Origin of the sequence: Dictyobacter vulcani (genome assembly GCF_008974265.1) — a bacterium.
In the GTDB taxonomy this organism is placed as follows: domain Bacteria; phylum Chloroflexota; class Ktedonobacteria; order Ktedonobacterales; family Ktedonobacteraceae; genus Dictyobacter; species Dictyobacter vulcani.
The window spans coordinates 828,530-852,101 of the sequence record NZ_BKZW01000001.1; the positions used below are offsets into that span (position 1 = coordinate 828,530).

Annotated in this window: 16 protein-coding genes; 11 read left to right on the top strand and 5 right to left on the bottom strand. The window is 48.8% G+C overall.

The annotated features are described in order from the left end of the window. The first annotated feature begins 27 nt into the window (after nt 1-27). From KDW_RS03465 to KDW_RS03480, 4 genes are all read left to right on the top strand, one after another. Nucleotides 28-1,668: an IS1634 family transposase gene (locus KDW_RS03465; protein ID WP_151754429.1), complete on the top strand. Its 1,641-nt coding sequence runs from the start codon at nt 28-30 to the stop codon at nt 1,666-1,668. Nucleotides 1,669-1,699: 31 nt separating this feature from the next. Beyond that, nucleotides 1,700-2,095, top strand: coding sequence for a hypothetical protein (locus KDW_RS03470; RefSeq protein ID WP_151754672.1), 396 nt, complete (start codon nt 1,700-1,702; stop codon nt 2,093-2,095). Between the two features lie 47 nt (nt 2,096-2,142). Then, nucleotides 2,143-3,456: an NF041680 family putative transposase gene (locus KDW_RS03475; protein WP_151754673.1), complete on the top strand. Its 1,314-nt coding sequence runs from the start codon at nt 2,143-2,145 to the stop codon at nt 3,454-3,456. 174 nt (nt 3,457-3,630) lie between these two features. After that, a complete protein-coding gene (locus KDW_RS03480; protein ID WP_162004918.1) occupies nt 3,631-4,605 on the top strand; it encodes a hypothetical protein in 975 nt (324 codons plus the stop codon). Here the strand turns inward: KDW_RS03480 and KDW_RS03485 are convergent. Further along, a complete protein-coding gene (locus KDW_RS03485) occupies nt 4,561-5,772 on the bottom strand; it encodes an IS256 family transposase (protein WP_162005352.1) in 1,212 nt (403 codons plus the stop codon). The two genes, KDW_RS03480 and KDW_RS03485, sit on opposite strands and share 45 nt — an antisense overlap. An 83-nt stretch (nt 5,773-5,855) precedes the next feature. Here KDW_RS03485 and KDW_RS03490 point away from each other — a divergent pair, with 83 nt between their 5' ends. From KDW_RS03490 to KDW_RS03520, 7 genes are all read left to right on the top strand, one after another. Further along, a complete protein-coding gene (locus KDW_RS03490; RefSeq protein WP_151754675.1) occupies nt 5,856-6,749 on the top strand; it encodes a class I SAM-dependent methyltransferase in 894 nt (297 codons plus the stop codon). After that, nucleotides 6,698-7,225 (top strand): hypothetical protein, encoded by a 528-nt coding sequence (locus tag KDW_RS03495; RefSeq protein WP_151754676.1) that lies wholly within the window; start codon nt 6,698-6,700, stop codon nt 7,223-7,225. The genes KDW_RS03490 and KDW_RS03495 overlap by 52 nt, the downstream gene beginning before the upstream one ends. A gap of 44 nt (nt 7,226-7,269) precedes the next feature. Then, nucleotides 7,270-7,512, top strand: a complete 243-nt coding sequence (locus tag KDW_RS03500) for a hypothetical protein (protein ID WP_151754677.1) — start codon at nt 7,270-7,272, stop codon at nt 7,510-7,512. Nucleotides 7,513-7,642: 130 nt separating this feature from the next. Beyond that, nucleotides 7,643-8,170, top strand: coding sequence for a response regulator (locus KDW_RS03505; RefSeq protein ID WP_233097598.1), 528 nt, complete (start codon nt 7,643-7,645; stop codon nt 8,168-8,170). A 130-nt stretch (nt 8,171-8,300) separates the two neighbouring features. Further along, nucleotides 8,301-9,023 (top strand): histidine phosphatase family protein, encoded by a 723-nt coding sequence (locus KDW_RS03510; RefSeq protein ID WP_269822469.1) that lies wholly within the window; start codon nt 8,301-8,303, stop codon nt 9,021-9,023. Between the two features lie 336 nt (nt 9,024-9,359). After that, nucleotides 9,360-10,583 (top strand): hypothetical protein, encoded by a 1,224-nt coding sequence (locus KDW_RS03515; RefSeq protein ID WP_151754678.1) that lies wholly within the window; start codon nt 9,360-9,362, stop codon nt 10,581-10,583. Nucleotides 10,584-10,847: 264 nt separating this feature from the next. Next, nucleotides 10,848-12,521: a hypothetical protein gene (locus KDW_RS03520; protein WP_151754679.1), complete on the top strand. Its 1,674-nt coding sequence runs from the start codon at nt 10,848-10,850 to the stop codon at nt 12,519-12,521. Nucleotides 12,522-13,557: 1,036 nt separating this feature from the next. Here the strand turns inward: KDW_RS03520 and KDW_RS03525 are convergent. From KDW_RS03525 to KDW_RS03540, 4 genes are all read right to left on the bottom strand, one after another. Next, on the bottom strand, nt 13,558-20,385 hold the full coding sequence (locus KDW_RS03525) for an RHS repeat-associated core domain-containing protein (RefSeq protein WP_151754680.1): 6,828 nt from the start codon (nt 20,383-20,385) through the stop codon (nt 13,558-13,560). Between the two features lie 486 nt (nt 20,386-20,871). Next, entirely contained in the window at nt 20,872-22,083 is a 1,212-nt protein-coding gene (locus tag KDW_RS03530; protein ID WP_162005352.1) for an IS256 family transposase, read from the bottom strand. A 103-nt stretch (nt 22,084-22,186) separates the two neighbouring features. Further along, a complete protein-coding gene (locus KDW_RS03535; protein WP_151754681.1) occupies nt 22,187-22,492 on the bottom strand; it encodes a hypothetical protein in 306 nt (101 codons plus the stop codon). Beyond that, nucleotides 22,493-23,572 (bottom strand): ParM/StbA family protein, encoded by a 1,080-nt coding sequence (locus tag KDW_RS03540; protein WP_151754682.1) that lies wholly within the window; start codon nt 23,570-23,572, stop codon nt 22,493-22,495. It abuts the gene before it with no gap.

Here is a 23,572-nt window from a genome sequence, read left to right on the forward strand (position 1 = left end):
CAGCACAAAAAGGAGCAGAAAAAGAGCATGCAACGAGCTGAGGATTACCAGAACGAACGGTTGGATCATTTGGGTATTGTCGCGGGAGTCTGTCAGGAAATAGGCTTGGCCGCGTGGTTGGATGCCTTGGAACCGAAACAGCAACGTGTGGTGAGTTATGGAACTGCAACCGTCGCCATGATTCTCAACGGCTTGGGTTTTGCCAATCGCCAACTCTATCTGGTCCCACAATTCTTCGAGAACAAGCCGGTTGCCCACCTGCTGGGAGCAGGTATCAGCGCTGATATGCTCAACGACGATTGCCTGGGACGTACCCTGGATTGGCTCTACGCGCAAGATGTGACCACCGTGTTCGCTGGCATCGCCCATCAGGCCCGCCAACGCTTTGGGGTGAAAGCACGGCATCTTCATGTGGATACCACTTCCTTTTCGGTCAATGGAGCCTACGAAACCAACCAGGAAAACGAGCACGTGATTGCCATTACCCATGGCTACTCGCGGGATCATCGCGAAGATCTCAAACAGTGGATGTTGGCACTGGCGACCACGCATCAGGGAGATATTCCGCTCTTTTTGCAGCCTCTTTCGGGGAACAGCAGCGATAAAGAGAGCCTGGTTAAGGTTATTGCGGATCTGCATGCTCAATTGCGGCAGCAAGAGCCCGAAGAAAAAACCATCTACGTCTCCGATAGTGGTCTCTACAGTACGGCAAATGTGCGCCAGCTCAATCAAGCTGGGGTGAGGTGGGTCAGTCGTGTTCCTGAAACCAGCAAAGAAGCCAAAGCTGCCGTGATCCAAGCCGAGGATGCGTGGCAGCCCAGCGCTGATGGGACACGCAGCATGATTGTGCAGCAGATGGATCTGCCGCAAGGACCGGAGCGTTGGATCGTGGTTCGCAGTGTCGATGGGGTCAAGCGCGCGTTGCAGACGGCTCGCAAGCAAGCTGACAAGCAGGTAGACGCGTGGGCAAAGAAGCTGTGGCATGTGAGCACCAAGTCGTTTGCCTGTCGAGAGGATGCGCAACAGGCCTGGGAGCAGAGCTTGAAAGGCCTGCCGGAGTGGCTGGAAGTCTCGGTGGAACTCAAGAGCCAGGCGGTCTTTGAAGGACGAGGCCGTCCTGCTCGGGATGCGGAGCCAAGCGGGCTGCGCTGGAGTGTCACATCGCAGGTCATCCTCAACGAAACGAAGCTGCTGGCCTACGCTCAGCGCAAAGCCTGTTTTGTCATCGCCACCAATGTCGTGGATGAAGCGGACACCTCCAATGAGGAGGTGATCAGCCTGTATCTGGAGCAGGGCAGCGTAGAACGGGGCTTCCGTTTCTTGAAAGATCCCTTGTTTCTGGCCTCCTCGGTCTTTGTAAAAAAACCAGAACGCATTGTGGCATTGAGCTTGATCATGGTGCTCGCGTTGTTGGTGTACCGTCTGGCTGAACATCGCTTGCGTGAGCAATTGCTGGCAAGCGGGCAAACGATCCCCAATCAAGTCAACAAGCCTACGGCTCGACCAACGATGCGCTGGGTGTTCCAATGCTTTGAAGGCATTGAATTGTTGCAGATCCGCACAGGAACCAGAACGGAGTCGGTTGTCCTCCGCTTGCAGCCACTGCATCAAAAGATCCTTTCGTTACTGGGACCAGCCTATCAACAATTCTATTTTTTTTCAGATTGAAACTGCGGAATGTGGGTTAGAAGAGGGCATTATGAGATATGCTCGTAGAAATGGAAAAAAATTTAAAGAGAGTGATTTTGTCTCTTTACAGCAGCGGTTAAATGAAATGATCCACGAGGATACATCTGAACTTCACACATTAATAGCAACAGTCAGTACCGAATCACTTGCTAAAATTAAGCAAGAAGTCTCGATCCGTTACCTTGAACTACTTGCCAAACAGATAAGCGATAATCCGCAGGAACGCAATTATGATCGGCGATCTATTTATTTACATACGCTCACCACAAGATTAAAGAAAATTAAAGAGTATTTATTAGCTTATCCTAATGATACAGAATACCAAGTTTACTATGATGGTAGTATGATATTGACGTTTAGACTAAATCAGACAAAAAGGCCCCCCACCTTGCGGCGGGCGGCCTGATCAAGTAAAGTTCTTCTTATAATTACAACACAAGGAATTTTACTTGCATGACTAACAGTAACACATTGCGACAATTTCGTCACGACATCTATGACTGTTTTCCACGAGCGAAGGATGCATTGTTTAATACAATTGATGGACTGATGACAGAAATACAGGCGACATCGTTTCCAGAGATCTCGCAATCGCCCTTGTTTGAACGCACCTGGGCTAGTTTGTATGAGGCGTTTGAAGATGGGCGTATCGATGAGAAGCGCCTGCGAGAGATTCTGGCACGCTATCTGCCCAAACCCGATGCGGGCAAGTGGCTCTGGATTGGCATTGATGCCAGCAAGATTGCACGCCCGGCTGCTGTAACGTCGGCCGATCGTACGGCACAACATATGCATAATCTGCCAGAATGCAAGAAGCCAGTCACGTTTGGGTGGCAATTCTCGACGGTCGTGGCTTTGGCAGAGCCAGTGAGCAGTTGGACCTATATTCTGGACCAACAACGGGTGGCGTCGCAGACCACCGCCATCGAAGTCGCAGAAGAACAGCTCAGGCAAGTGGTACCCTATTTGCCCAAGCAGGTCATTGTTGTATTGGACCGGGGGTATGATTCCAACTGGTTGTGGTGTCGTTGTAGCGCATTGGAGGTTGAGGTGTTGGGTCGTCTCAAAAGCAATCGCTGCTTCTACCGAGCTGCGCCACCTCCAACAGGAAAAAAAGGATGTCCACGCAAAGATGGTGACAAACTGCAACCGAAAGATCCAGCAACGCATCAGGATCCAGATGGAGTATGGAAAGGTACCGATGAGAAAGAGCGTCCGGTGGAAGTCACCTGGTGGAAACACATGCATGTCAAGCAGGCACGCTACCTGGACGTCACCGTTTTGCGGGTGGTGCGACCTCATGCGACCAACAAAGAGCGTGATCCACGCGTGAGCTGGTTTGTGTGGATTGGGGATCAAGAAGCTGATGTCACCCAGATTGCACTGGGCTATGTGCTGCGCTTTGGGCAAGAGCATGGCTATCGTTTTGACAAGCAATGCTTGTTGTGGGAACAACCACGTTTGCGGACCCCAGAACAGTTTGAGCGATGGAGCCATATTGTGGCGATCGCGCACAATCATCTGGTCTTGGCTCGTGACGTGGTTGAAGCAGAACGGCGACCATGGGAAAGCAAACAGCGCAAGCCAACCCCCCAACAGGTGCGGCGCGGGATGCACAAATTGTTGGCACGTTTGGGCACTCCTGCCCGGCCACCACAACCACGCGGAAAATCGAAAGGCCGGATGAAAGGAGCAAAAGTTGGCAAAGCACCACGTTTTCCCATCATTCGCAAAAAGCCAAAGTTGCCTCAAATTGTACCATCCTGATGGCAGAGATGACGCATTGATTCATCGTCTTTCTTTGAACGGAACTTCTCATGGAGTTCTGGTAGAACTTTTTAGTCTAAACGTCAAATGATAGATATTCGCGATGTTTTTTCGCGTTCCAATGCTTTTGACATTTTACCAGTCATTCCAATGGAGGTAGGCTTATTACGCCAGATGACTAATGAAGATAACGATACATTATCCTTTCAATTCGGAATGAAAGTAAAATTAAATGCAGCAGTTAAAAGCGCAAATAGTGATTCGGTCCTTGACTACTATTTGGATATGATTGACCCAACAAATGAGCTTCATCAGTCCCACCTCTCAACAGATAATAATGCTTTGGCAACGCAAGAGGATGATTATTTTAAGCAGCGTGTCCTTCACATTGCTTGCCTATATATGCTCATCTTTAATCGGTTTGACGAGGCAGAAAGTCCAATCATTGATATTTATCGACAACATGTTCTACCTATACTCCAAAGCGGAACCGATGAAGAGAAACGAGCTCTTTTCACGCGCATAAAAAAGCAGATCGCCGGGTCAAACAAAAACAGAGCTGCTTTAGATGATCTGTGCGAGCTGGTCAAAGAAATTATTCGTCAGCCAAAGCATCTTTATGGATTTCAAGGTGATCCCTATTATGTACATATCGGTCTACAGGCAGGGCTTTTAACTCCAAATGTTAACACTATGTTCAAACATTATCAATTCTTATCTCCTGAATGCCGTGAGAACCCCAAGCAGATCTTACGGTACCTTACCATCAGTGGAGATAGAGTCGAAGGAACAGCTTTTTGTAAGCTTCCAGTCGAGATCGCTTTTACATCTGTCTATTTCCAATCAGACTCTACGCAAGACACCTTCCAAAAATTTACGCTCCAATATGATATTGATGCAATTGATATGGTACCTACATTTTTCTATCCACGTAGCAATAAAAGTGCAAACCGTGTAATACAGACTCGATTTCACTCGATGGGAATCTTTCTCCCTTATTGGTCAACGTTTCAGGATCTGCAAGAAGTTGATAAAACGCTGAAGCACATAAAGCAATTTGCATATGAATGGAGTCTGTCAAGTACTTTGTGTATGTCATTTCATTTAGTGAGGAAATCTCTCCCCAAATTCAATCGCAAAACAATTTAATGCAGGTATCCAATTACGGATCGGCATGGTCCACTTCTTGGCAATGTTGTGCATAGCTAGATAGACCACTTTGTAGACGGCCTCATCTGAGGGAAAAATGCGGTGATTGCGCGTGACTTTGCGTAACGACATGTTCACTGACTCGATCGCATTGGTGGTGTAGATCACCTTGCGAATGTCCTCGGGAAAGGCAAACAGCGGGACGACATGACTCCAGTTGGTTCTCCACATTTTGCTGATGCTTGCGTACTGCCGATCCCATTTCTCGGCAAAGAGATCCAGGTAGACCTGCGCTTCACTTTCCGTGGCAGCTGAGTAGATCAATTTCAAGTCTGCCGCGACCTCCTTGCGATGTTTGTAGGACACATATTTGAGTGAATTACGCACCATATGAACCATGCAGAGCTGGACTCGTGCGTGAGGATAGAGTGTTTCAATCGCTTCGGGTAAGCCGGTCAAACCATCGACACAGGCGATGAAAATGTCTTTAAGTCCCCGGTTCTGCAGTTCGGTGAAGACTGACAACCAGAATTTGGCTCCTTCATTGTGACCCAGCCACATTCCCAGTAACTCTTTTTGTCCGTGCATATCCACGCCCAAAGCCAGGTAGAGGGCTCGATTGATGATCCGCTGATTTTCGCGCACTTTGACGACCAGGCAATCCACATAGATAATGGGATAGAGGGTCTCTAAGGGTCGATGCTGCCATTGACGAACCTCGTCCAGGACGGCTTCCGTCACATTGGAAATGAACGTGGGTGAGACCTCAACCCCATAGAGTTCCTGGATCTGCGCTTGAATGTCGCGTGTGGTCATGCCACGAGCATACAAGGCCAGGATCTTCTCGTCAAAGCCTTCCAGTCGTGTTTCGTGCTTGGGGATCAAGAGTGGTTCGAAGCTGGCATGCCGATCGCGGGGGACGACGATATCAATCTCTCCCTGTGAGCCCTTGAGCGTCTTGCGGCTGCTGCCATTGCGGACATTGCCAGTCGTTTCATCACGTTTCCCATGTTTGGGATAGCCCAGGTGCACGTCCATCTCCGCTTGCAAACACCGTTCCACGAGGGCGCCTGTCAGCTGCTTGAGGAAACCGCCTTCGGCCAACAATTGGGTAGGATCGGTACATTCTTTGAGTAATTCGTCAATCAATTCAGGTCGAATGCTCATATGCTTGCCTCCGTCTTCCATCTTCTTCTTCATCATTCACTCCTTATTGTAGGATCACTTACACAAAGTATTGTACACCCTCAATGGGAATTCTCCTCCATCGCTTTCATAGAAAAAGCAAAACGCGATTCACACAAGTCGTATCTCGGAGTCCAATTATTACAATTGAGGGTCGTGTACATCGAAGGGATGTTCCGTATCTCTTGCCCAAAGATATCCAGGAAACGCACCGTCTCGATTTTCAGCACTTCGGGCTCAAGTTGCTCCTGTGTGGGAATTACAAAGCGCCTCTTGAGCCAGCGAAGACACATTATATCCTGGATGTTGGAAGTGGAACTGGTCGATGGATGGCTGAAATGGCTCAAGAGTTTCCACAAGCACAGATCTACGGCATCGATACTGATGCTCCTGCATCGCATATTCAGTTTTCATCACAATGCCATTTCAACAACAACGATATTCTCAAAGGTCTGCCTTACCATGAGAATACTTTTCACTTTGTACACCAGCGGCTTCTCGTTGGGGGCATTCCCACCTCTCAATGGCCCTTCATTTTGCATGAACTGGTTCGTGTCACCCGCCCAGGTGGATGGATTGAGTTGCTAGAAACAGGCAATATCTATCACCATGCAGGTCCAGCCACAGCACAATTGCGAGCATGGTGGGATGAAGGGATGACAATACATGGTTTTGACCTTTCATCCGTGCCAACCATCAATAGACTTCTTACCAATCACGGTCTCATCAATGTCCATATGGAAAAGATCCAGGTGCCTTTAGGCGCATGGGCAGGACGAGCAGGAGAGCTTTTGGGCATCGATATTTTTGCAGTATTCAAGTCCTTGAAAGGTGTGTACGTCAACAAATTAGGGATACAACCAGAACTGTTTGACGAGGTCGTTGCACATTTACCAAAGGAATGGGAATGCCATCATACTACCTACGAATTTTACTCAACCTTTGGACAAAAACCCTAAGAAGTGAGCAAACCATGCCTCAACAAAAGAAAATAAAACTCGAAGATTTGAGGAAGACAATTCCCTTTGATATACCAACCACTGCAATACAAGCATATGTTTCACCACTGGCCGTCTACCATATGATCTCCGGGCACCCGGTCAGCCGTGAAGAGGCGGAAAGAGTTCTGGCAGCCCTTTCAACAGATGAGAGGCCTCTTTCTCTCGATACAATTGACATTGTGCTGTGGGAAGATTTTCTTGTCTTGCATTGTGCCAGAGCAACCGATGGTGTGAATTTTAACCAGGATCAGTTCTCTTTTATTTATGCGCGAGATGAAGTGCATGCACGGAGGCTGTTCTATACGTGGAGCACCCATGTCAATCACGCACATATGTATGTGACCCCAATGCCACAAGGGATCGTCATTGGAACGACAACAATTCCTGGAACGCAACAGATACGTCACGACAAAAATACAGAAAATCCAACATGACTAATTGATTGCAGAAGTCAATAAAGAACAATCTTTGGAGGGCAATGATGCTTAGAGCAAGCGAAAAGCGCAGTGAAGTAACCCGTCTCCTGGCGCAAATCAGCGCAGAATATGAAGCAGCCCAACGAGGCATCACGGGCCTCGCATATGGATCAGCACAGCACGATTTTATCACAACTCGTATGGAAAACATCGGCAGCCTCCACACGCAATTACAGGACATCGTTGGTGAGGGTGCGATAGCACTGGTTGCAGAGCAACTAAATAGACGTTCTGATCCTACATAGGCCTCGCAATCACAGAGACACTGGCAGTACCAAATACATACCCATAACAAAGAAAAAGAGACGCGTGTCAGTGCTATTTTAGCTCCTAAGGGTATCTTGGAAAACAAGCGATAGATAAAGGAAATATACAGTGAGAAAAGTACAGTTGAAGAACGCAACGTGTTTTCCCTCTCCGGGCATAGAAATATGGTCTGAATCAAACACAGTCGGGCATACAGCCGCGCCTGTCCCCACAGGTATTCAGCCAGTAGCGGTAGCTCACAACCCATGGATTATGGTCATTGATGACTCGGCCACCGTCAGAAAAATTGTAGAGATCTGCTTGACCCGCGAGGGATATGAGGTAGTAAGCTTTCCTGATGGGATAGCAGCGATGAGATGGCTTGCAGAACCTCAGGCTCGCATCCCCAGCATGATTATTTTGGACATAGGACTCCCAAGGATGGATGGGTACGAAGTTGCTTGCCGCCTCAAAACAAAGCCGCAACTAAGCCAAACCATAATTATCATGCTCACCAGGTGCGATAGTACGGTAGATAAGCTCAAATGTCGTCTCGCAGGAGCGAAAGATTATCTCGTCAAACCATTTCAGACGCAAACGCTTCTTTCAGTAGTTGAAACTCATTTAGGCAAGCCACCTCTATTGGGTGATCATTAATCTATCTGTAAGGATGATATACAAAAGATCGCGTCTCTGATAACAACAATTCATATCCAAGCTGCATTCAGGTATAATTGTTTCAAGCGTTTTTTAAAAGTAGAAACGGAGTACATCATTGATCACTCACATGTATTTTATCCGTCATGGGGAGGCAATGAGCGCGGTCGATGGATTTGTCGGCGACGGTGGTTTATCTCCACTGGGAATTTTACAGGCCCAGCGGCTCCGTGACCGTCTGGCAGCAACAAAAGAAATTGCGGCTGATATCTTGATAGCCAGTACATTCCCCCGAGCCTTACAGACCGCGCAGATTATCGCTCCTGCGCTTGGATTGCCACTACAGCTCGACGACGAGATTCAGGAATTGCGCCCAGGTGAGGCGGAGGGTCTGCCAATAGAGATCTTCTGGGAGCGATTCGGCAAACCGAACTATGAGACAATGCCTTTTCGTCCTATCGCTCCCGCAGGTGAGAGTTGGGCACAATTCATGCTGCGCGTGAGAACAGCATTAGATCGAATTGTGCGCGTGCATGAAGGCAAAACGATTGTTCTGGTTTGTCACGGCGGCGTGATTGACGGATCGTTTCACTCTTTTTTTCATATGGATGAATGGGAACTTCCCCCGACACGTTTTTCTACACGCAATACGGCGATAACACACTGGAAAAAGGAAAGTGAGGGCAATACACGGGAGCGTTGGCAGCTGATAAAACATAATGATGGGTTCCATTTGCAAGATATCGGCACACCCACGCGTATTCCATGGGAACAGCTATCGACCCAGCCTGCATCTGATGCAGACCGGCCCTCAATACCAGTTCCGACGACGAAATATGAAGAGGAAAAATGAGAAGGAGCACAGGACAGGACCTGGGATGCTGCCCAGGTCCTGTCCTGTGCTCCTTCATTTAACAAGGATCACCCTCAGGCACTTCAACACATCCATTCAGGCACTTCAACACATCCATTTCTGATGAGATTATTTTGGCTCCCTTTCCCTATCCCTCTCTACCCTATCCCACCCTACTTATCCGCTACGTCTCACCTGCCCTCCGACTCATCCCATCTGCTGAGTAGACTTATTCTTAAGCAAAGAAAAAAGACGAGAGAGCTTCGTCGCCCTGGAGTGCTGTAAACCTCATAGAAATCTTCACCAAGCTACATTATGCAGAAAGCAGGTTATGCAATGCAACAGATGCCACCAGAAGATGCCCAGAATCAAACAATTTTCACTTCGATACCATCGATGTCTGGCTCCCAACAACCACTTAAGGAGGAAAAACCGGTACCAGAAAAGAAGCAACCACTGTTTTATACACAGGAAGATGATCTTGACCCCTATGTTCCGCCTATGGATGATCTACCTCCTATGGATGACCAGGCCAATCAGAGTACTCCTTTCGTCTTACCTTTTCAGCATTCTGGCGCCATGCCAACATTCGTCACCATGAATGCTCAGGGTCAGGGAGCAACAGGCTCCCCCCAACCAGGAGCTACCCCAACAGCACAGAAACGCTGGGGATCGTTTCACGTATTCAAACTCCTTCTTATTGGGAGTGTTGTGTTCGTCACGATTCTTGGTGCGAGCATGTTTGTGTTTGCCCAACCAGCACCTTCGCCGCATACAACACGGGTTGGGAGTACCCCAACAGCCAGGACCGCACAAGCGTCGCCTGTCACACCATCCAAACCAAAGCAGCGACCGCCCACAAACACACACCCACCGGCAACGCCATCCCCACAAGCAATAACTCCTCCCTCTCATCAAGGGCAAGGAACACAAGGTTCTGGGAATGGGCCATCAGGAACTATTCCTTCAGCACAACAACTCAACCAGATTGGATGGACTCAGGCTGGTCTTACCTTAGGAGATGCCCTGGAATTGCTACGAACAGGCAGCACCTTTACCGATCGAGAGATGAGCTATGACTACCGCAACATTGGAACACCAACCAATCATAGCGGAACACTCACAGGCTCCATCTTCTTACTGACCTCCGGAGGTCAGATTCGTTTCATACAAAATGATGTGCGTATGATAAATAATGTGCTCTATGACAAGATACAATCCCAAAAGATCATTCAACAGGCTGTGAATGCCCAGCCCTCGCTCGTTCAATTGAAGAGCATACAGGTTCAAGGCCAGCAACGTACGATTGCCTGGGTCCATGTTGCATTCGAACTCCTCCAATCGAAAATTGATCTCAACAGCGGCAAGCGTACAGAAGCACTTGAAAGCAATCCTGCAACTGGTCAGCCTCTTTTGCATCACATGGCAGTAATATTAGTCCGGGTCGCTCCACAGAATCAGGGAGCAAATGCCCCGATGGGTGGTACTGGTTGGCTCGTCAATACCTATGCGCTCGATACCAATACACTTCCAGATCTTGCAACCGATCCTTTTCTCTAGAGAAGGAACATCCCCTCGACACGCAAGGAGGCACCCAGAGAAGAACAATCAACACTGGGTGCCTACCGCAATATTTCGCCATTATTCTATCCAATAACTCTTGCTATTATTCATCCTTTAATGGGCTGTATTACATTGACACACCACCAAAGCTTGTGCTACAGTATGAAATGATGTCGTACTATGAATCGACCTATATATAGGTATATTGTTCGAAGAGTGCTCTTCCTGTAGAATGTTTTCTTCAAGAATTGAGAGCATAGAATGATCCTTGATAACGCTCACCTTGTTGACGACAAAAACATGGATAGTGTGGTACCAGAGAGAATTCGCTCTGTCTCTCTTCTCCAGGTTGAAGGTCAGGATTCATGGCGAGAAATACTCACGATTCTCCAGCAACAGGACCAACCTGTCCTTATTCTCTTACCAGCCTCTGGCGATATCTTTCGTCAAGCTGAACATTTTCTTGTTCTTCGCTCCTTGCTTGACAAAAAGAAGCATGCTCATTTCATTTGTCTGGTTATTCCCTCGCAGCGTACCCACGAAGCAATCCTTGCAACGCATTATAAGATCGAACATGCTGCATCCCTTGATGATGCGCTGCAAACCCTGGTCCATTTCTATCAGAGAAACAATACGCTCATCCATTCCCCTTCCCAGATGAAGAAGACAAAAATCAGCTGGATCACGGAAAGGCTATCAACGACAAAAAAATATACGTATCAGGATGCTCCATCAGTCCCATCTACCGCAAGAAAACGGACCTATGTGGTAGGTAGAGGAGTCACAATTGTGCTTCTGCTTATCGCCAGTTTGATTTTCGTGCCACTCCTGCTGATGCCAACATACGCGGCTCATCCCCAATCAACCCCAACAACGCCATCTGGAACGCTCACTTTTACAAGTAGTGGGCAATTTGATCCAGGGACGACGCGGGGATATAACGACATGATTACCATGTCACTTCGCTCTGTGCCAGCGCCTCCAACAGGCATGTCCTATGACGTGTGGTTACTGCCGGATCCAGGCGATGATACAACGCCACCGTTGCTTCTCCATTCCTTCCAGACCGCAGGGCCAGTTCACCTGACCTATAGCTCCCCCAATCATACCAATCTTCTCGCATCCTACAGTGGGGTACGGGTCACCATCCAGAAAGGCAACCCCACACCCGACACACCCAGCCAAAATCCAGCTGACTGGCGATGGCAAGGCTTCATCCCAAATACACCCACGCCAGGCGACGCCCATCAGTATTCCTTGCTCTCCCATGTGCGGCATTTGCTTGCCAGGGATCCAACATTGCAAGCCAACAACATTCCTGGCGGACTGGCTATCTGGCTGACGCGCAATGTCGCCAAGGTTGAAGAGTGGGCATCGGCAGCCCAGGGAGATTGGAATGGCGCAAAGACGAATACAAGTCAGATCCACAACCACATGCTCCGTATTTTAGAGTATCTCGATGGTGCGTTCTATTATACACGTGATGTTCCGGCAGGTTCGCCGTGGCTTGTTGATCCACAGGCAGGAAAGATCGGACTCCTCAATAGTGTCCCAAATCAGAATCCGCCAGGATTTCTCGCACATGTGGATATTCACCAAACAGGACTCGCTGGCGCACCTGGCCATACAGCCCAACAGAAACACCTTGCGATCCTCATTGACAACGTCATTATGAAGATGAGAACGGACTTACTCCAGGTCCGTACTGATGCAGCAAAAATCGTAAAAATGAACCCACAGCAGTTGAAGCAACAAGGAAATGCAACACTGCTTAATGAAATGGCGACGCTCACCACAGAAGTCAAATCAGGCTGGTTTGATCCAGCAACCGGAGAAAATATCGGCGGCGTTTTGTGGATCACCTCTCGCCTACAACAACTCGCGACGATGCCTGTGAGCCCTCTCTCACCAACAAAAAGGACGTCCGTCTCATAAAAATGAGAAAAGAATATATTAATTTGCCTCTCTTCAACAGAACGCGTTTCAAGGTGCCTTGCGCAAGGCACCTTGAAACGCGTTCATCCTCAATCCTTATACTCATTGGGCTTAGATTAATCTATGTCTTTTCGCCTGCTTTTAGTTGAACAGTGAGCGCTTTATAAGCAGCGCCATGGCTGATCGATTGAGACAGAAGCAGCGTATAATAGATTAACAAAAGGTACTTTTGTTATGGAGAAAAAATATTCTGCCTCTCTGCTTAAGCGTCAGAAAGACTGGTAGTCTCATTTTCCATGAGCATAGAGTGTGCATGGCCTAAAACCCCATAGGTGATGATTACTTGATAAGTCGATATAGGAACCAGAACCAGAAAGTCGTGATAATTGGTACAATACCAAGTAACAAGCCCATAAAAATTCCGAACTGTATGGCAGCATCTAATGATTTACCATCGGTCAATACATTCATCATCAAAAGAAGAAGCATTCCAATGAAGCCAACAATATTCGCCATTAACACCTTATAAAACGATATGGGTCGGATTGCGACAGAGGAGAGGGAACTTAACTTCCTAATCAAGTACCCAAAGCCAATGATCCAGCCGATCAACATGACACTATTAAAAACGAGCTTCCAAAGGCGAAATGATGGAAGGATTCCAAAAGAGGATGGAAATACCCACTCTATAATCAGCACAATGGTAATGACGAGAGCTACTCCCCATCGAAGGAGCGCTAATATCCAGAAAAAACGTGACGACAACATGTTATCCCTCTTCAGATAGACGCGGATGACAACATATATCATCCACTCATTCTTAATAGTGGTAGCGGTAATGCAACGTATCCTTCTTCAAGCTACCACTGTATTGGGTAAACGTACTTTGTGTGTAATCAGAGATGTCCCTCCCCATCCTTCATTACAGTGAGGATGGGGAGAACAGGTTTTACAGAGACTCTGCAATCTTCACTTCCCACTACTCTAAAAGAGGTTAAGGGAAGAGCGAAAGGCTTGATAAAAGCGCAGGCTTTTACTAGTACCCCCAATATTGCCTAGCGGTTACCCACATATACTGCTGATACACACGAAGGCAATAACATCGGAACCAACCATATCCCCAACCCCACGCCCAAAACCAGTAATAAATCCACGCGTGAGTGGAGTGGATTTGGAGAGTCACGCCCCCGGTATATCCGCCGAATACTTTACCCCAATAGTACGATCCTATCGCATAACCTACCTCCCCGGCAATGTAAGACAATATGGGACATAGTACCGCCCCAGCTATTGCAAAACCTATTGGCCCCCACCCACTTGGAGAAGAAAGTACAGCCCCAGCCGTAAAAAGAAGCCCACAGGTTACTATTGCCACAAGAGCAGGAGCCGCAAAAAAGAAAGCATACCAATAATGGTTCAAATCACCACTGTTGAGGTTGATGTTTATCACCCCATCCCACCATCCATAATTCACCCACCAATTGAAATGTGACCCATCAGTGTTGATATGGCCAGTAGGATCAATATTGGTCTCGGGATTACCAGCAACATACCCATACCGGTTTGGACCTTGCTCCGTGTCTGCCGATGTAAACTGACCCACCCCACCATCGTAGTAGCGAGCGTGGTCATAGAACAACCCACTTGGATCACTTACCATGCTCGTGTAACTCCGCGTCGTCGGCATTGTTCCCATGCTATAGCGCGTCATTCCATAGGGTGCATACAACGTCGTCGCAGTGACATTGCCAGTAGTATCCAATGCCATAGTGGTGCTACCGAGGAAATCTCTAACCACATAGGACAGCGTGCCATTCACATTGGTAACAGTTGCCACGGCAGTATTGTAATACTTGGTCGTGGTCGTGTTCGAGCCGGTAGTGCTCACCTCCTCATTCTTACCGATATAGTTGGTCGTTGTCGTGGTGCCACTATTGGTCGCCACTTGTTGGACCCGTTCTCCTTCGCCATTATAGGCATATGTGGCGGTTTGCGTTGGACTTGCCGCTGTGTTCTGCCAGTTCGTCTGACGACTCAAGGCATCATACACGATTGGCTGGTCGTTACGCGTGATCATGTTACCTGCTGGATCATAGCTCGCGGTAAACCCGGATGCGCTGGTCACAGCATCGAGATGATTGGAATCGCCATAGGTCTGGCCGCCAGCGGTAGGCCGATTGAGTGTGTCGAAGGCATAGCTCTGTTGATAATTGGCGGCAGTCAGGGTGCCTGCCGTGAGGTTCCCGCAGGGCGCAGTGCCGGTTGATCCAGCCCAGGTCGTGCGATTCAGCTCATCATAGCAGTACATCTGATTGTCAGTGCCGGTCGGCAGTGTGGTGTTCAGCGTGCTGATATTGCCTACGGCATCATAGGTGCGTTTTTGGTCAAAGAGCGTCAGGTTGCCGCTGACCTTTTGCATGCTCTGCTCGCTGGGATTGAACAGGGAATCATAGTTCATGTTCCATTGATACGTGCCATTGGCCACCAGCGCGCTCGATGGCATTTGTGCTGCCCCCGCATCGTTCTGGTAGTTCATCGCGCTCATCAAGGTATTGCTGGTACTATTCAGGGTCTCAGATACCCCTGATAACCAATCCTGGCTATTATACGTGTTGGTCACCACATCGCCATCGGGATAGGTCAACGTTTTTGGCTCTTTGGCATCATTGTACGTCGTCGTGAAAGGATAGGTTGTTCCGCCAATGGTCATCGACCAGTTGGTCTGATTCCCATTGCCATCATACCCATAGGCATAGGTACCAGAAACACCATTGCTGGTGAAACTCTCTCCCGTCAACTGGCCCTGGCCATTGGTGCCTGAATCATAACTCCAGGCTGCCAATGGACTCGCACAGGCGTTGCTCGTCGCAGACATGCCCGTCTTACGGTTCAAATTGTCATAACAGTAGTACATGGTGCCCGTGGGGGTTGTCGGCACCACTGCCAGACGCATATCATCGATATTTAACCAGTTGCCACCTGACGTGACCACGATCTGGGCACTATCATTGGCATTGAGTGCTTGATTGGGCAAACATTGCTGCGTATAGGTGGTTCCAGTTGGCAATGTCATGGTCGCCCGCTGTAAACCATTGACTGTCAATGTGAAGCTTGACCCGGCTACAGATGATGCCTCATACAAACAGAGGGAATACGTGTCAGTTGTCGGGATGGTTACCGTCTGGCCTACGCTATTGCCACTGGCATTCAGCGCCATACTGATGGCTCCTAAATGAGCATTGGTATTTCTATATGCTGCACCAGTCAATGACCAGCCAATAGTTCCATCTTCGAAGCCAGGGTTTTGGATCAGATTTCGACCAATGGAGCGGCTATCCTGCGTTTCAATCTGACTGCCATTGGGGTCATATGTATAGGCAAAGTCACCCAGATCTGGATCGGCCTTTGAAACCAATCGACCAGCATTGTCATACAAGGTCAGTGCCACCTTACCAGTCGGACCTTTTGACAGGATAGGATGGCCTGCTGCGTCATAGGTGATACTATTCGTTGCATACACGGTATATGGACCAGTACCAGTATACGTACGCTTGTAATCTGTGTGACCCAGGGCATCAACTAAAACATCAGTCTGATGATGGTTGGCATCCATGGTGGTCGTCTGCTCGTAGCAGCCGCTATCACCGCTTACCGGACTACACACCACGCTATACTGCGTGGTCGTCACATGCGACTGCGGATCCGTCACCGTCCTGGTTCGTCCCAATCCATCATAGGCCGTGACTGTTACGACCTGTGACGCGTCTGGCAAGGAGAAAGCGGCAGAACCCGCTGCGCCAGTATAAGCCGTCACATAGTACTGTCTGCTGTTCTTGATAGCTCGACCCATGATATCGTACAACGTGTATTGAACAACGTCTTGCCCGTTTGGTGCCGGTGTGCGCGTCTCCACAAGCTGGCCGTTACCATCATAGAATTTGCGTGTGGTTACCGTGTTGGTTGGAACGGTATGATCTGGTAATGTAGTGGTATCCTCTTCAACACAGGGGGTTTGTGCCCCAGTCGCGGCACACCAATTGGCATAGACCATGGATGTGTTTGGTGTTCCCGAGGTATTCCCCGGCAGTGTTGTAGTAAGCGCACGTCCCAATTTGTCATAGGTATAGGTGGTTGGGTTACTATTGGCATCGGTGGCCGATGCGGGCTGTAAACCATTGCCAACGGTACCCGAATAGCTCACGCTCGATGTCAACGCCTGCGCTGAGACTCCGGTTACCAGCGATGCTGTGGTTGTATTGTCGAAGTTTTTGCAATTCGTATACGACACACCAAGCGTGGAACAATTCTTGGCTGCAAGTCCTGCGTTGGCATTGGCGGATGTCATTCCCACCAGGTTGCCAGTATTCTTGCCTCCGTTACTCGTGGTTGTGTCGTAACCAAAACTTGTGCTGAGCAATCCACTCGGAGTATAGGTATTTCCGACATTGCCACAGCTCGAGTAGCTATTGGAAGTGGTCTGGTTGCCACGGGTCAAACCAGTGTTTGATCCAGTGGCATTCGCCATCCCATCATAGCCCATGTACTGACAACTCACCCGGTTGCCATTGCCATCTTGCGTCGCCGTAAAGGCTTTCGTTGTCAGCAGATAGGTGCCACTGGCACTGGTGCTGGTCGCGGTGACCGCATCATTCCAGATGTACGATGTCAGTTTGACGACCGCTGCGGGTGTACCACCATTGCTGGCTGTCGAGGTCTGTGTCACCCGGCCCAGTGTATCATAGGTAAAGTTTGTCGTCGCGGTACTACTACTGCCAGTACCATCTGTCATGGTAGTGGTTTCCTGTGTTTGTTGCACATCGCACACAGCAACCGGATTATTATAGTCCAATTCACTGATCAACATATTATCGATAATTCCATAGACAGGAATCGATGGACTTCCAGCCACCCCACTAGGCGGACATATCGCCTGGTACGTAGCTGTTTTATGCTTGAGCAGTGTTTTGCCATCGGTATCGTAATAAGCGACATCATATGCGTGCCCATGGCCCACATTATTAATGTTCCACCAGGGTGCTGCATGACAGGTGGTAGTGATTGGCGGTAAAGTCGAAGCCGAACAGGAAATGGGAGCACTAGTATCATAAATACCCCAACCCATCGTCGAATAGTATTTATCAACTTCCAACGATCCATCGGGATTAGAAACTGAGGCCTGGGCAAAACCCATGAACTTCCCATTATAATAGTCTAGAAAGTCACCATCATTTTGGCTACCCCAGTACATGCCTGCAACACAGTCACCGCACTCCTGAGCCGCCAACGGATAGGTTTGCACGTAGGTATACACATAGGGGCTCGTGATCGGTGTCGTTGTTTGCGCACCGCCCTGTCCATTCTGCGTAATCTGCTGCACCGTGTTGGTGCGATTCTGCACGACGATTCGGCTCCATGCCTGATCATCAGCAGAGTTACAGGGATAGCCAGACTGATGGCTATTACAGTAAAACGGATCACTTGGTGCAGCCGAACCATGAGTGTTGTTACGCGCATTCGCCCAGGTGATCTGCTGCTTCAGTCCTTTCCCATTATCGATACTGGACACATAGCGACTGTTACCCGCGTAGCTCTGACTCCACAGATCACACGTCCCACCATTGCCGCCTGTATTCCAACTGGGGCCACAATAGGTTTTAGCATAGGGCCAGAAAGTGCTATCTTCATAGTACTCAGTCTGAGTGGTATACCCCAATGTGGTTGGTGGGTAGGCCGTTGTACCATCGCTACCAAACTGTTGGATCTTGGTCAGATCAAACATACCTGAGGTTGATTGAGTTTTCCCGGTCACAGGGTCGGTAATCGTGGTTGGACCAGATTCTTCATAACTCAGTTGATAATTGCGCAGGTTGGTCCAGGTCGATCCCACCAGATTCTGAACCTGGATGTTATTAAGAACCAGGGTTCCCATGACGAGAGGGGCTAATATCCCCTGATTGGTTGGATCATCACAACGCAAATTCGCGCCCGTATTACACCCACTTGGGGTATTCGTCAGACGGGTTGGCGTGTGACTGGCATTGAACACAACGCGGGAATGGGGATTCCAGGAACTGCACGCAGTGCTCGCATTCACACACGTCGGGTCATCCCAGGAAACCGTGCTCAACTGCACATCACGAGTATAGGGCAAGTTGTTTATGCCGGTTGCCGTATCGGCCTGATAGGTAATGTGTACCTGATTGCCATTCTGATCAGTAATCAGATCCACCATCCAATTTACTGGATAGTACAGGCCAGCATTACCAGACAACCCTTGATAGAGGCCGCCAGCAGGCACCGCATAGTATTGAATAGAGTCAGCGGTACAGCCATACTCCATCATAACGCCATTTTTCAAGAACACGCGGAAACATTGAGGATGGGTTATGGGAGGTGGATTCGCACCATAGGGAAAGGCGAAACTGCTCTGGAACGATTCGATCTTTGCATAGTTCTCGTCCGCAGCGTGCCATGCTGTCGGTCCAGCAGTGATGGAAAAAGGGGTATCATCGTAGGCATTAGAGAACTGGGCATTGGGAGGAATGATCTCAGAGGTCGAACCAAACGGATCGGTCATCGTCCATGTATTCCGCCAGGTAGGATTGTTCGTGTTGGAAAATACATTGTGCTCTGACCAGCTAATAGAGCCAAGATTCATGTTCCAACCTTCGCCAACCCAGGTGGACGTTGCCTGAGTACTATGCTGGTCGTTGACGGCAGAACTATTATACGCCAGGGTAAGATCGGGCAACGTTCCTGCCGGACCTGGAGGAACATCGAGCTTGATGCCCTGTGTCAATGCTCCCACATTCATATTCGTTTCCAGTGGACCGGGACCACCAAAGACTGCAACAGGAGCATAGGTGTTAAAAGACACGACCGTTTCAGGAAAGATCTGTGCCATGGGCACAGCCTGTGTCATAGGGGCAAAGGTCTGTGTTCCACCACTGATATGCGCTGATGTGGTGGTTGTCGATTGTAAACTCGTCTCTGCCGGAATATCAGTTGCGAGTATATTATTCTTTTGGTCAAAATGCACTGCCAGTTGGGCAGTGTGACCACCTGTATGCGTGCCACTTGGCGCTGCACCATTGATGGTTGCAAAGGCCTTACTCACATCAAAGACCGCAGGTTTTTTCCCGAGATGGAATTGCACGTGCGTTGGCTGGCGGAGAGCATGGGCAACCACCTTGCCGGTGCTATCGATAATCTCAAACTTGTATGTGCCAAAGGAAACAACGCCGCCGCCAGTGTTGGAACCACTGCCTGGTGCGATCTGCGTCACACGCAATGACAGTTTAGACTGGGCATCGTTTTTCGTGGTGGCGATGTTTGTTACATCAGCAAGAGGATTTAATCTTGAAGGTACAGTTGCATTCAACATGCTATTACTAGTGGTAGCATGGGTCATGTTCGCCACGTCAGTAACAGTAATCGCACCTGCAGGTACAGTCACCTCCAATGTACCATCACTACTGATAGCATGGGCCCCTTTAGCGGGGTTTAACTCCATGATCATCGGCTTCATAGAAGCCTTATAAATTTTATTAATAGTTCCTTGCGTTTTCCCAGGGGTAAATGGTTTTGTGCGCACTGGTGGTGGAAGGTGAGTCACTGACTTGGTTCCATGGGTGGGATTTGCAGTGTTCGGAGTTCCCCCTGCTGAGGCATATGGATTCCCACCGTGAGCAATCGAAGCAACGATACTATTCAGGATACCATCATTGCTGAACCAGGTAAGAGTCAGAGTTACAAGAATTACGAGAACGATAATCAATGCTGATTTGATACCGAAGCGATATCTATGCGGTATCGAAGACTTACTCTCTAGAGGACTAGGAGGAGTAGAAGAAGGTTGACTCATTCAAGAACTTCCTTTTTTTTGAATGAAATAACCCGAAGTTCGCCCATTTTTGATCCAGTTCACATGCAAAGCCAAATATGATAGTTGAGTATTCGCCAGTTTCGCTTGAATCAACTGACATGTGCGTTGGCATCGTAAAGACTAGCAAACCAAGGGAAGGGACGACAATAGAACATCTGTAGCGACCAGACAGCATGAAAGGCTTGCACGTCAATAACATAATCAGTAAGGCGGTTACGTAACCCATCCATGGGTAAATAATGATAAAAATTGGTTATGTTAGTAACGTGAAACACCTATAAGGACTTTTCGTCCACGCTTTTGAAGAGTTTACGGCAGTGATGACCTAGCAGACAGTAGATCAGGTCATCTTAATGTTTGTACATGCCTTTGTCCTTTACGCATAAAAATACAATGATGAATATACCAGAAATAAAAACACTTCATTTTAGGAGTCTGTCAAGTACTTTGTGTATGTCATTTCATTTAGTGAGGAAATCTCTCCCCAAATTCAATCGCAAAACAATTTAATGCAGGTATCCAATTACGGATCGGCATGGTCCACTTCTTGGCAATGTTGTGCATAGCTAGATAGACCACTTTGTAGACGGCCTCATCTGAGGGAAAAATGCGGTGATTGCGCGTGACTTTGCGTAACGACATGTTCACTGACTCGATCGCATTGGTGGTGTAGATCACCTTGCGAATGTCCTCGGGAAAGGCAAACAGCGGGACGACATGACTCCAGTTGGTTCTCCACATTTTGCTGATGCTTGCGTACTGCCGATCCCATTTCTCGGCAAAGAGATCCAGGTAGACCTGCGCTTCACTTTCCGTGGCAGCTGAGTAGATCAATTTCAAGTCTGCCGCGACCTCCTTGCGATGTTTGTAGGACACATATTTGAGTGAATTACGCACCATATGAACCATGCAGAGCTGGACTCGTGCGTGAGGATAGAGTGTTTCAATCGCTTCGGGTAAGCCGGTCAAACCATCGACACAGGCGATGAAAATGTCTTTAAGTCCCCGGTTCTGCAGTTCGGTGAAGACTGACAACCAGAATTTGGCTCCTTCATTGTGACCCAGCCACATTCCCAGTAACTCTTTTTGTCCGTGCATATCCACGCCCAAAGCCAGGTAGAGGGCTCGATTGATGATCCGCTGATTTTCGCGCACTTTGACGACCAGGCAATCCACATAGATAATGGGATAGAGGGTCTCTAAGGGTCGATGCTGCCATTGACGAACCTCGTCCAGGACGGCTTCCGTCACATTGGAAATGAACGTGGGTGAGACCTCAACCCCATAGAGTTCCTGGATCTGCGCTTGAATGTCGCGTGTGGTCATGCCACGAGCATACAAGGCCAGGATCTTCTCGTCAAAGCCTTCCAGTCGTGTTTCGTGCTTGGGGATCAAGAGTGGTTCGAAGCTGGCATGCCGATCGCGGGGGACGACGATATCAATCTCTCCCTGTGAGCCCTTGAGCGTCTTGCGGCTGCTGCCATTGCGGACATTGCCAGTCGTTTCATCACGTTTCCCATGTTTGGGATAGCCCAGGTGCACGTCCATCTCCGCTTGCAAACACCGTTCCACGAGGGCGCCTGTCAGCTGCTTGAGGAAACCGCCTTCGGCCAACAATTGGGTAGGATCGGTACATTCTTTGAGTAATTCGTCAATCAATTCAGGTCGAATGCTCATATGCTTGCCTCCGTCTTCCATCTTCTTCTTCATCATTCACTCCTTATTGTAGGATCACTTACACAAAGTATTGTACACCCTCCCTGCTGCCAACAACGGATAATTAGTCATCAAGAACCTGGCTCGCAGCTTTGGCCGCCTGACTTGGGATATGCGGTTTCTGAGCTGATCCTGGCATTCGTGGCGCTCTTTCAGAAGGAACAGACGCAGCTAATCGAGCAGAGGCGTTTGGCCCCCAAGCAGAAACGTCTTTCCCAATGCGAATCTTCTCCCATTCAATGAGGATTCGGCGCGTTGCTTCAGAACGAGTCAGTCCTCCCCATTCCTTGCAGAAAGCATCCAGAGCTTGCAGGGCTTCGTGATCTTTCGGGAGGCTTGTACTCCAATAGATATCTTCATCTGTGCGCATTTATCGAACCTCCCAGCGATCTTCTTCCAGGGAGGCTGCTAGTTCTGCATATCCACAGATATTGGCGTGTTCGGGATCTGGCACGGTCACAATATGACAATCCGGCAATGCCTGGCGAACCACATCTTCAAAGTAGTAGGACCCGCCACCACCCAGGTAGATGGTCTTGAATTGGGTTCCAGCAGGAGCCCCTTCAACATTCCAAGCGCCAACAACAAAAGAGGAAAGAGGACGGGCAATACGTTGAATAGATCCTTGAATAATGTCTGTAATCTCATCCTCTGGAATGGATCCTGTCCCCATAGAAATACGTGGGTAGGGCTTATGATGAGCATAGGCAACCAACAAAGCATGTGCTTTCTCGATAGGCAGTTTACGACGATAGCGTTGTCCAAGTTGCTGGAGATCCTCCACCAGTTGGGCTACTCCTAATTGCTCGCCTTTGCAGGAGCGAGTAAGCAATCGTTGACCATTCGCCACAACGAGATCGGTGGTACGTTCACCCACATCTATGACTGCTTGAAAATTACTTTCGCCCCCATAATGGATCAGCGTACCCTGTCCCTCCATAGCCACATAGCCGCACGTTACCCGCACCTCGCGAGCACGTCCGTTAAAGGTAAAACGATAGTACTGTGAGAGCGATTGTCTGACTTGCTGACGACGCGTGCGGTCATAGAGACTTACAGGTAGCGCTGTCACCAAACGCAGCTCGAAGCAACGTTCTGGAATGAGAATACAGGCCAGGCAGAGCAATAAGATCTGAGCATGTTCCGACCAGTAGCGACGTTCATCGCTAAATGCGTTGGTACAATGCGTTCCATGCTCAAGCAGCTGGCCAAGGAAGTAGGTCTGCCCCTGGAAGGTCACGACATAATCTTCACGCTGGAGGACATCAACGAGTTTGGCCTCAGGATCGCTTCCACTCAGTAAGGTGCTTGTATCTCCATCAGCAAGGAAACTAGGAAGCGTGACCAAGTCATGGGCAAGAGTGAGCCCATCAGCGGGAATGAGTTTTAAACCAGAGAAACCTGAACCAACCTCAAATCCAGCATAATAGATAGGAATAACAGTCTGCAT

Excerpts from the sequence above, each read along its gene's own strand:
- KDW_RS03465 (WP_151754429.1), top strand. The coding sequence starts at position 28 with ATGCAACGAGCTGAGGATTACCAGAACGAACGGTTGGATCATTTGGGT.
- KDW_RS03470 (WP_151754672.1), top strand. The coding sequence starts at position 1,700 with ATGAGATATGCTCGTAGAAATGGAAAAAAATTTAAAGAGAGTGATTTT.
- KDW_RS03475 (WP_151754673.1), top strand. The coding sequence starts at position 2,143 with ATGACTAACAGTAACACATTGCGACAATTTCGTCACGACATCTATGAC.
- KDW_RS03480 (WP_162004918.1), top strand. The coding sequence starts at position 3,631 with ATGACTAATGAAGATAACGATACATTATCCTTTCAATTCGGAATGAAA.
- KDW_RS03485 (WP_162005352.1), bottom strand. The coding sequence starts at position 5,772 with ATGAGCATTCGACCTGAATTGATTGACGAATTACTCAAAGAATGTACC.
- KDW_RS03490 (WP_151754675.1), top strand. The coding sequence starts at position 5,856 with ATGGGAATTCTCCTCCATCGCTTTCATAGAAAAAGCAAAACGCGATTC.
- KDW_RS03495 (WP_151754676.1), top strand. The coding sequence starts at position 6,698 with ATGCCATCATACTACCTACGAATTTTACTCAACCTTTGGACAAAAACC.
- KDW_RS03500 (WP_151754677.1), top strand. The coding sequence starts at position 7,270 with ATGATGCTTAGAGCAAGCGAAAAGCGCAGTGAAGTAACCCGTCTCCTG.
- KDW_RS03510 (WP_269822469.1), top strand. The coding sequence starts at position 8,301 with ATGTATTTTATCCGTCATGGGGAGGCAATGAGCGCGGTCGATGGATTT.
- KDW_RS03515 (WP_151754678.1), top strand. The coding sequence starts at position 9,360 with ATGCAACAGATGCCACCAGAAGATGCCCAGAATCAAACAATTTTCACT.
- KDW_RS03520 (WP_151754679.1), top strand. The coding sequence starts at position 10,848 with ATGATCCTTGATAACGCTCACCTTGTTGACGACAAAAACATGGATAGT.
- KDW_RS03525 (WP_151754680.1), bottom strand. The coding sequence starts at position 20,385 with ATGAGTCAACCTTCTTCTACTCCTCCTAGTCCTCTAGAGAGTAAGTCT.
- KDW_RS03530 (WP_162005352.1), bottom strand. The coding sequence starts at position 22,083 with ATGAGCATTCGACCTGAATTGATTGACGAATTACTCAAAGAATGTACC.
- KDW_RS03535 (WP_151754681.1), bottom strand. The coding sequence starts at position 22,492 with ATGCGCACAGATGAAGATATCTATTGGAGTACAAGCCTCCCGAAAGAT.
- KDW_RS03540 (WP_151754682.1), bottom strand. The coding sequence starts at position 23,572 with ATGCAGACTGTTATTCCTATCTATTATGCTGGATTTGAGGTTGGTTCA.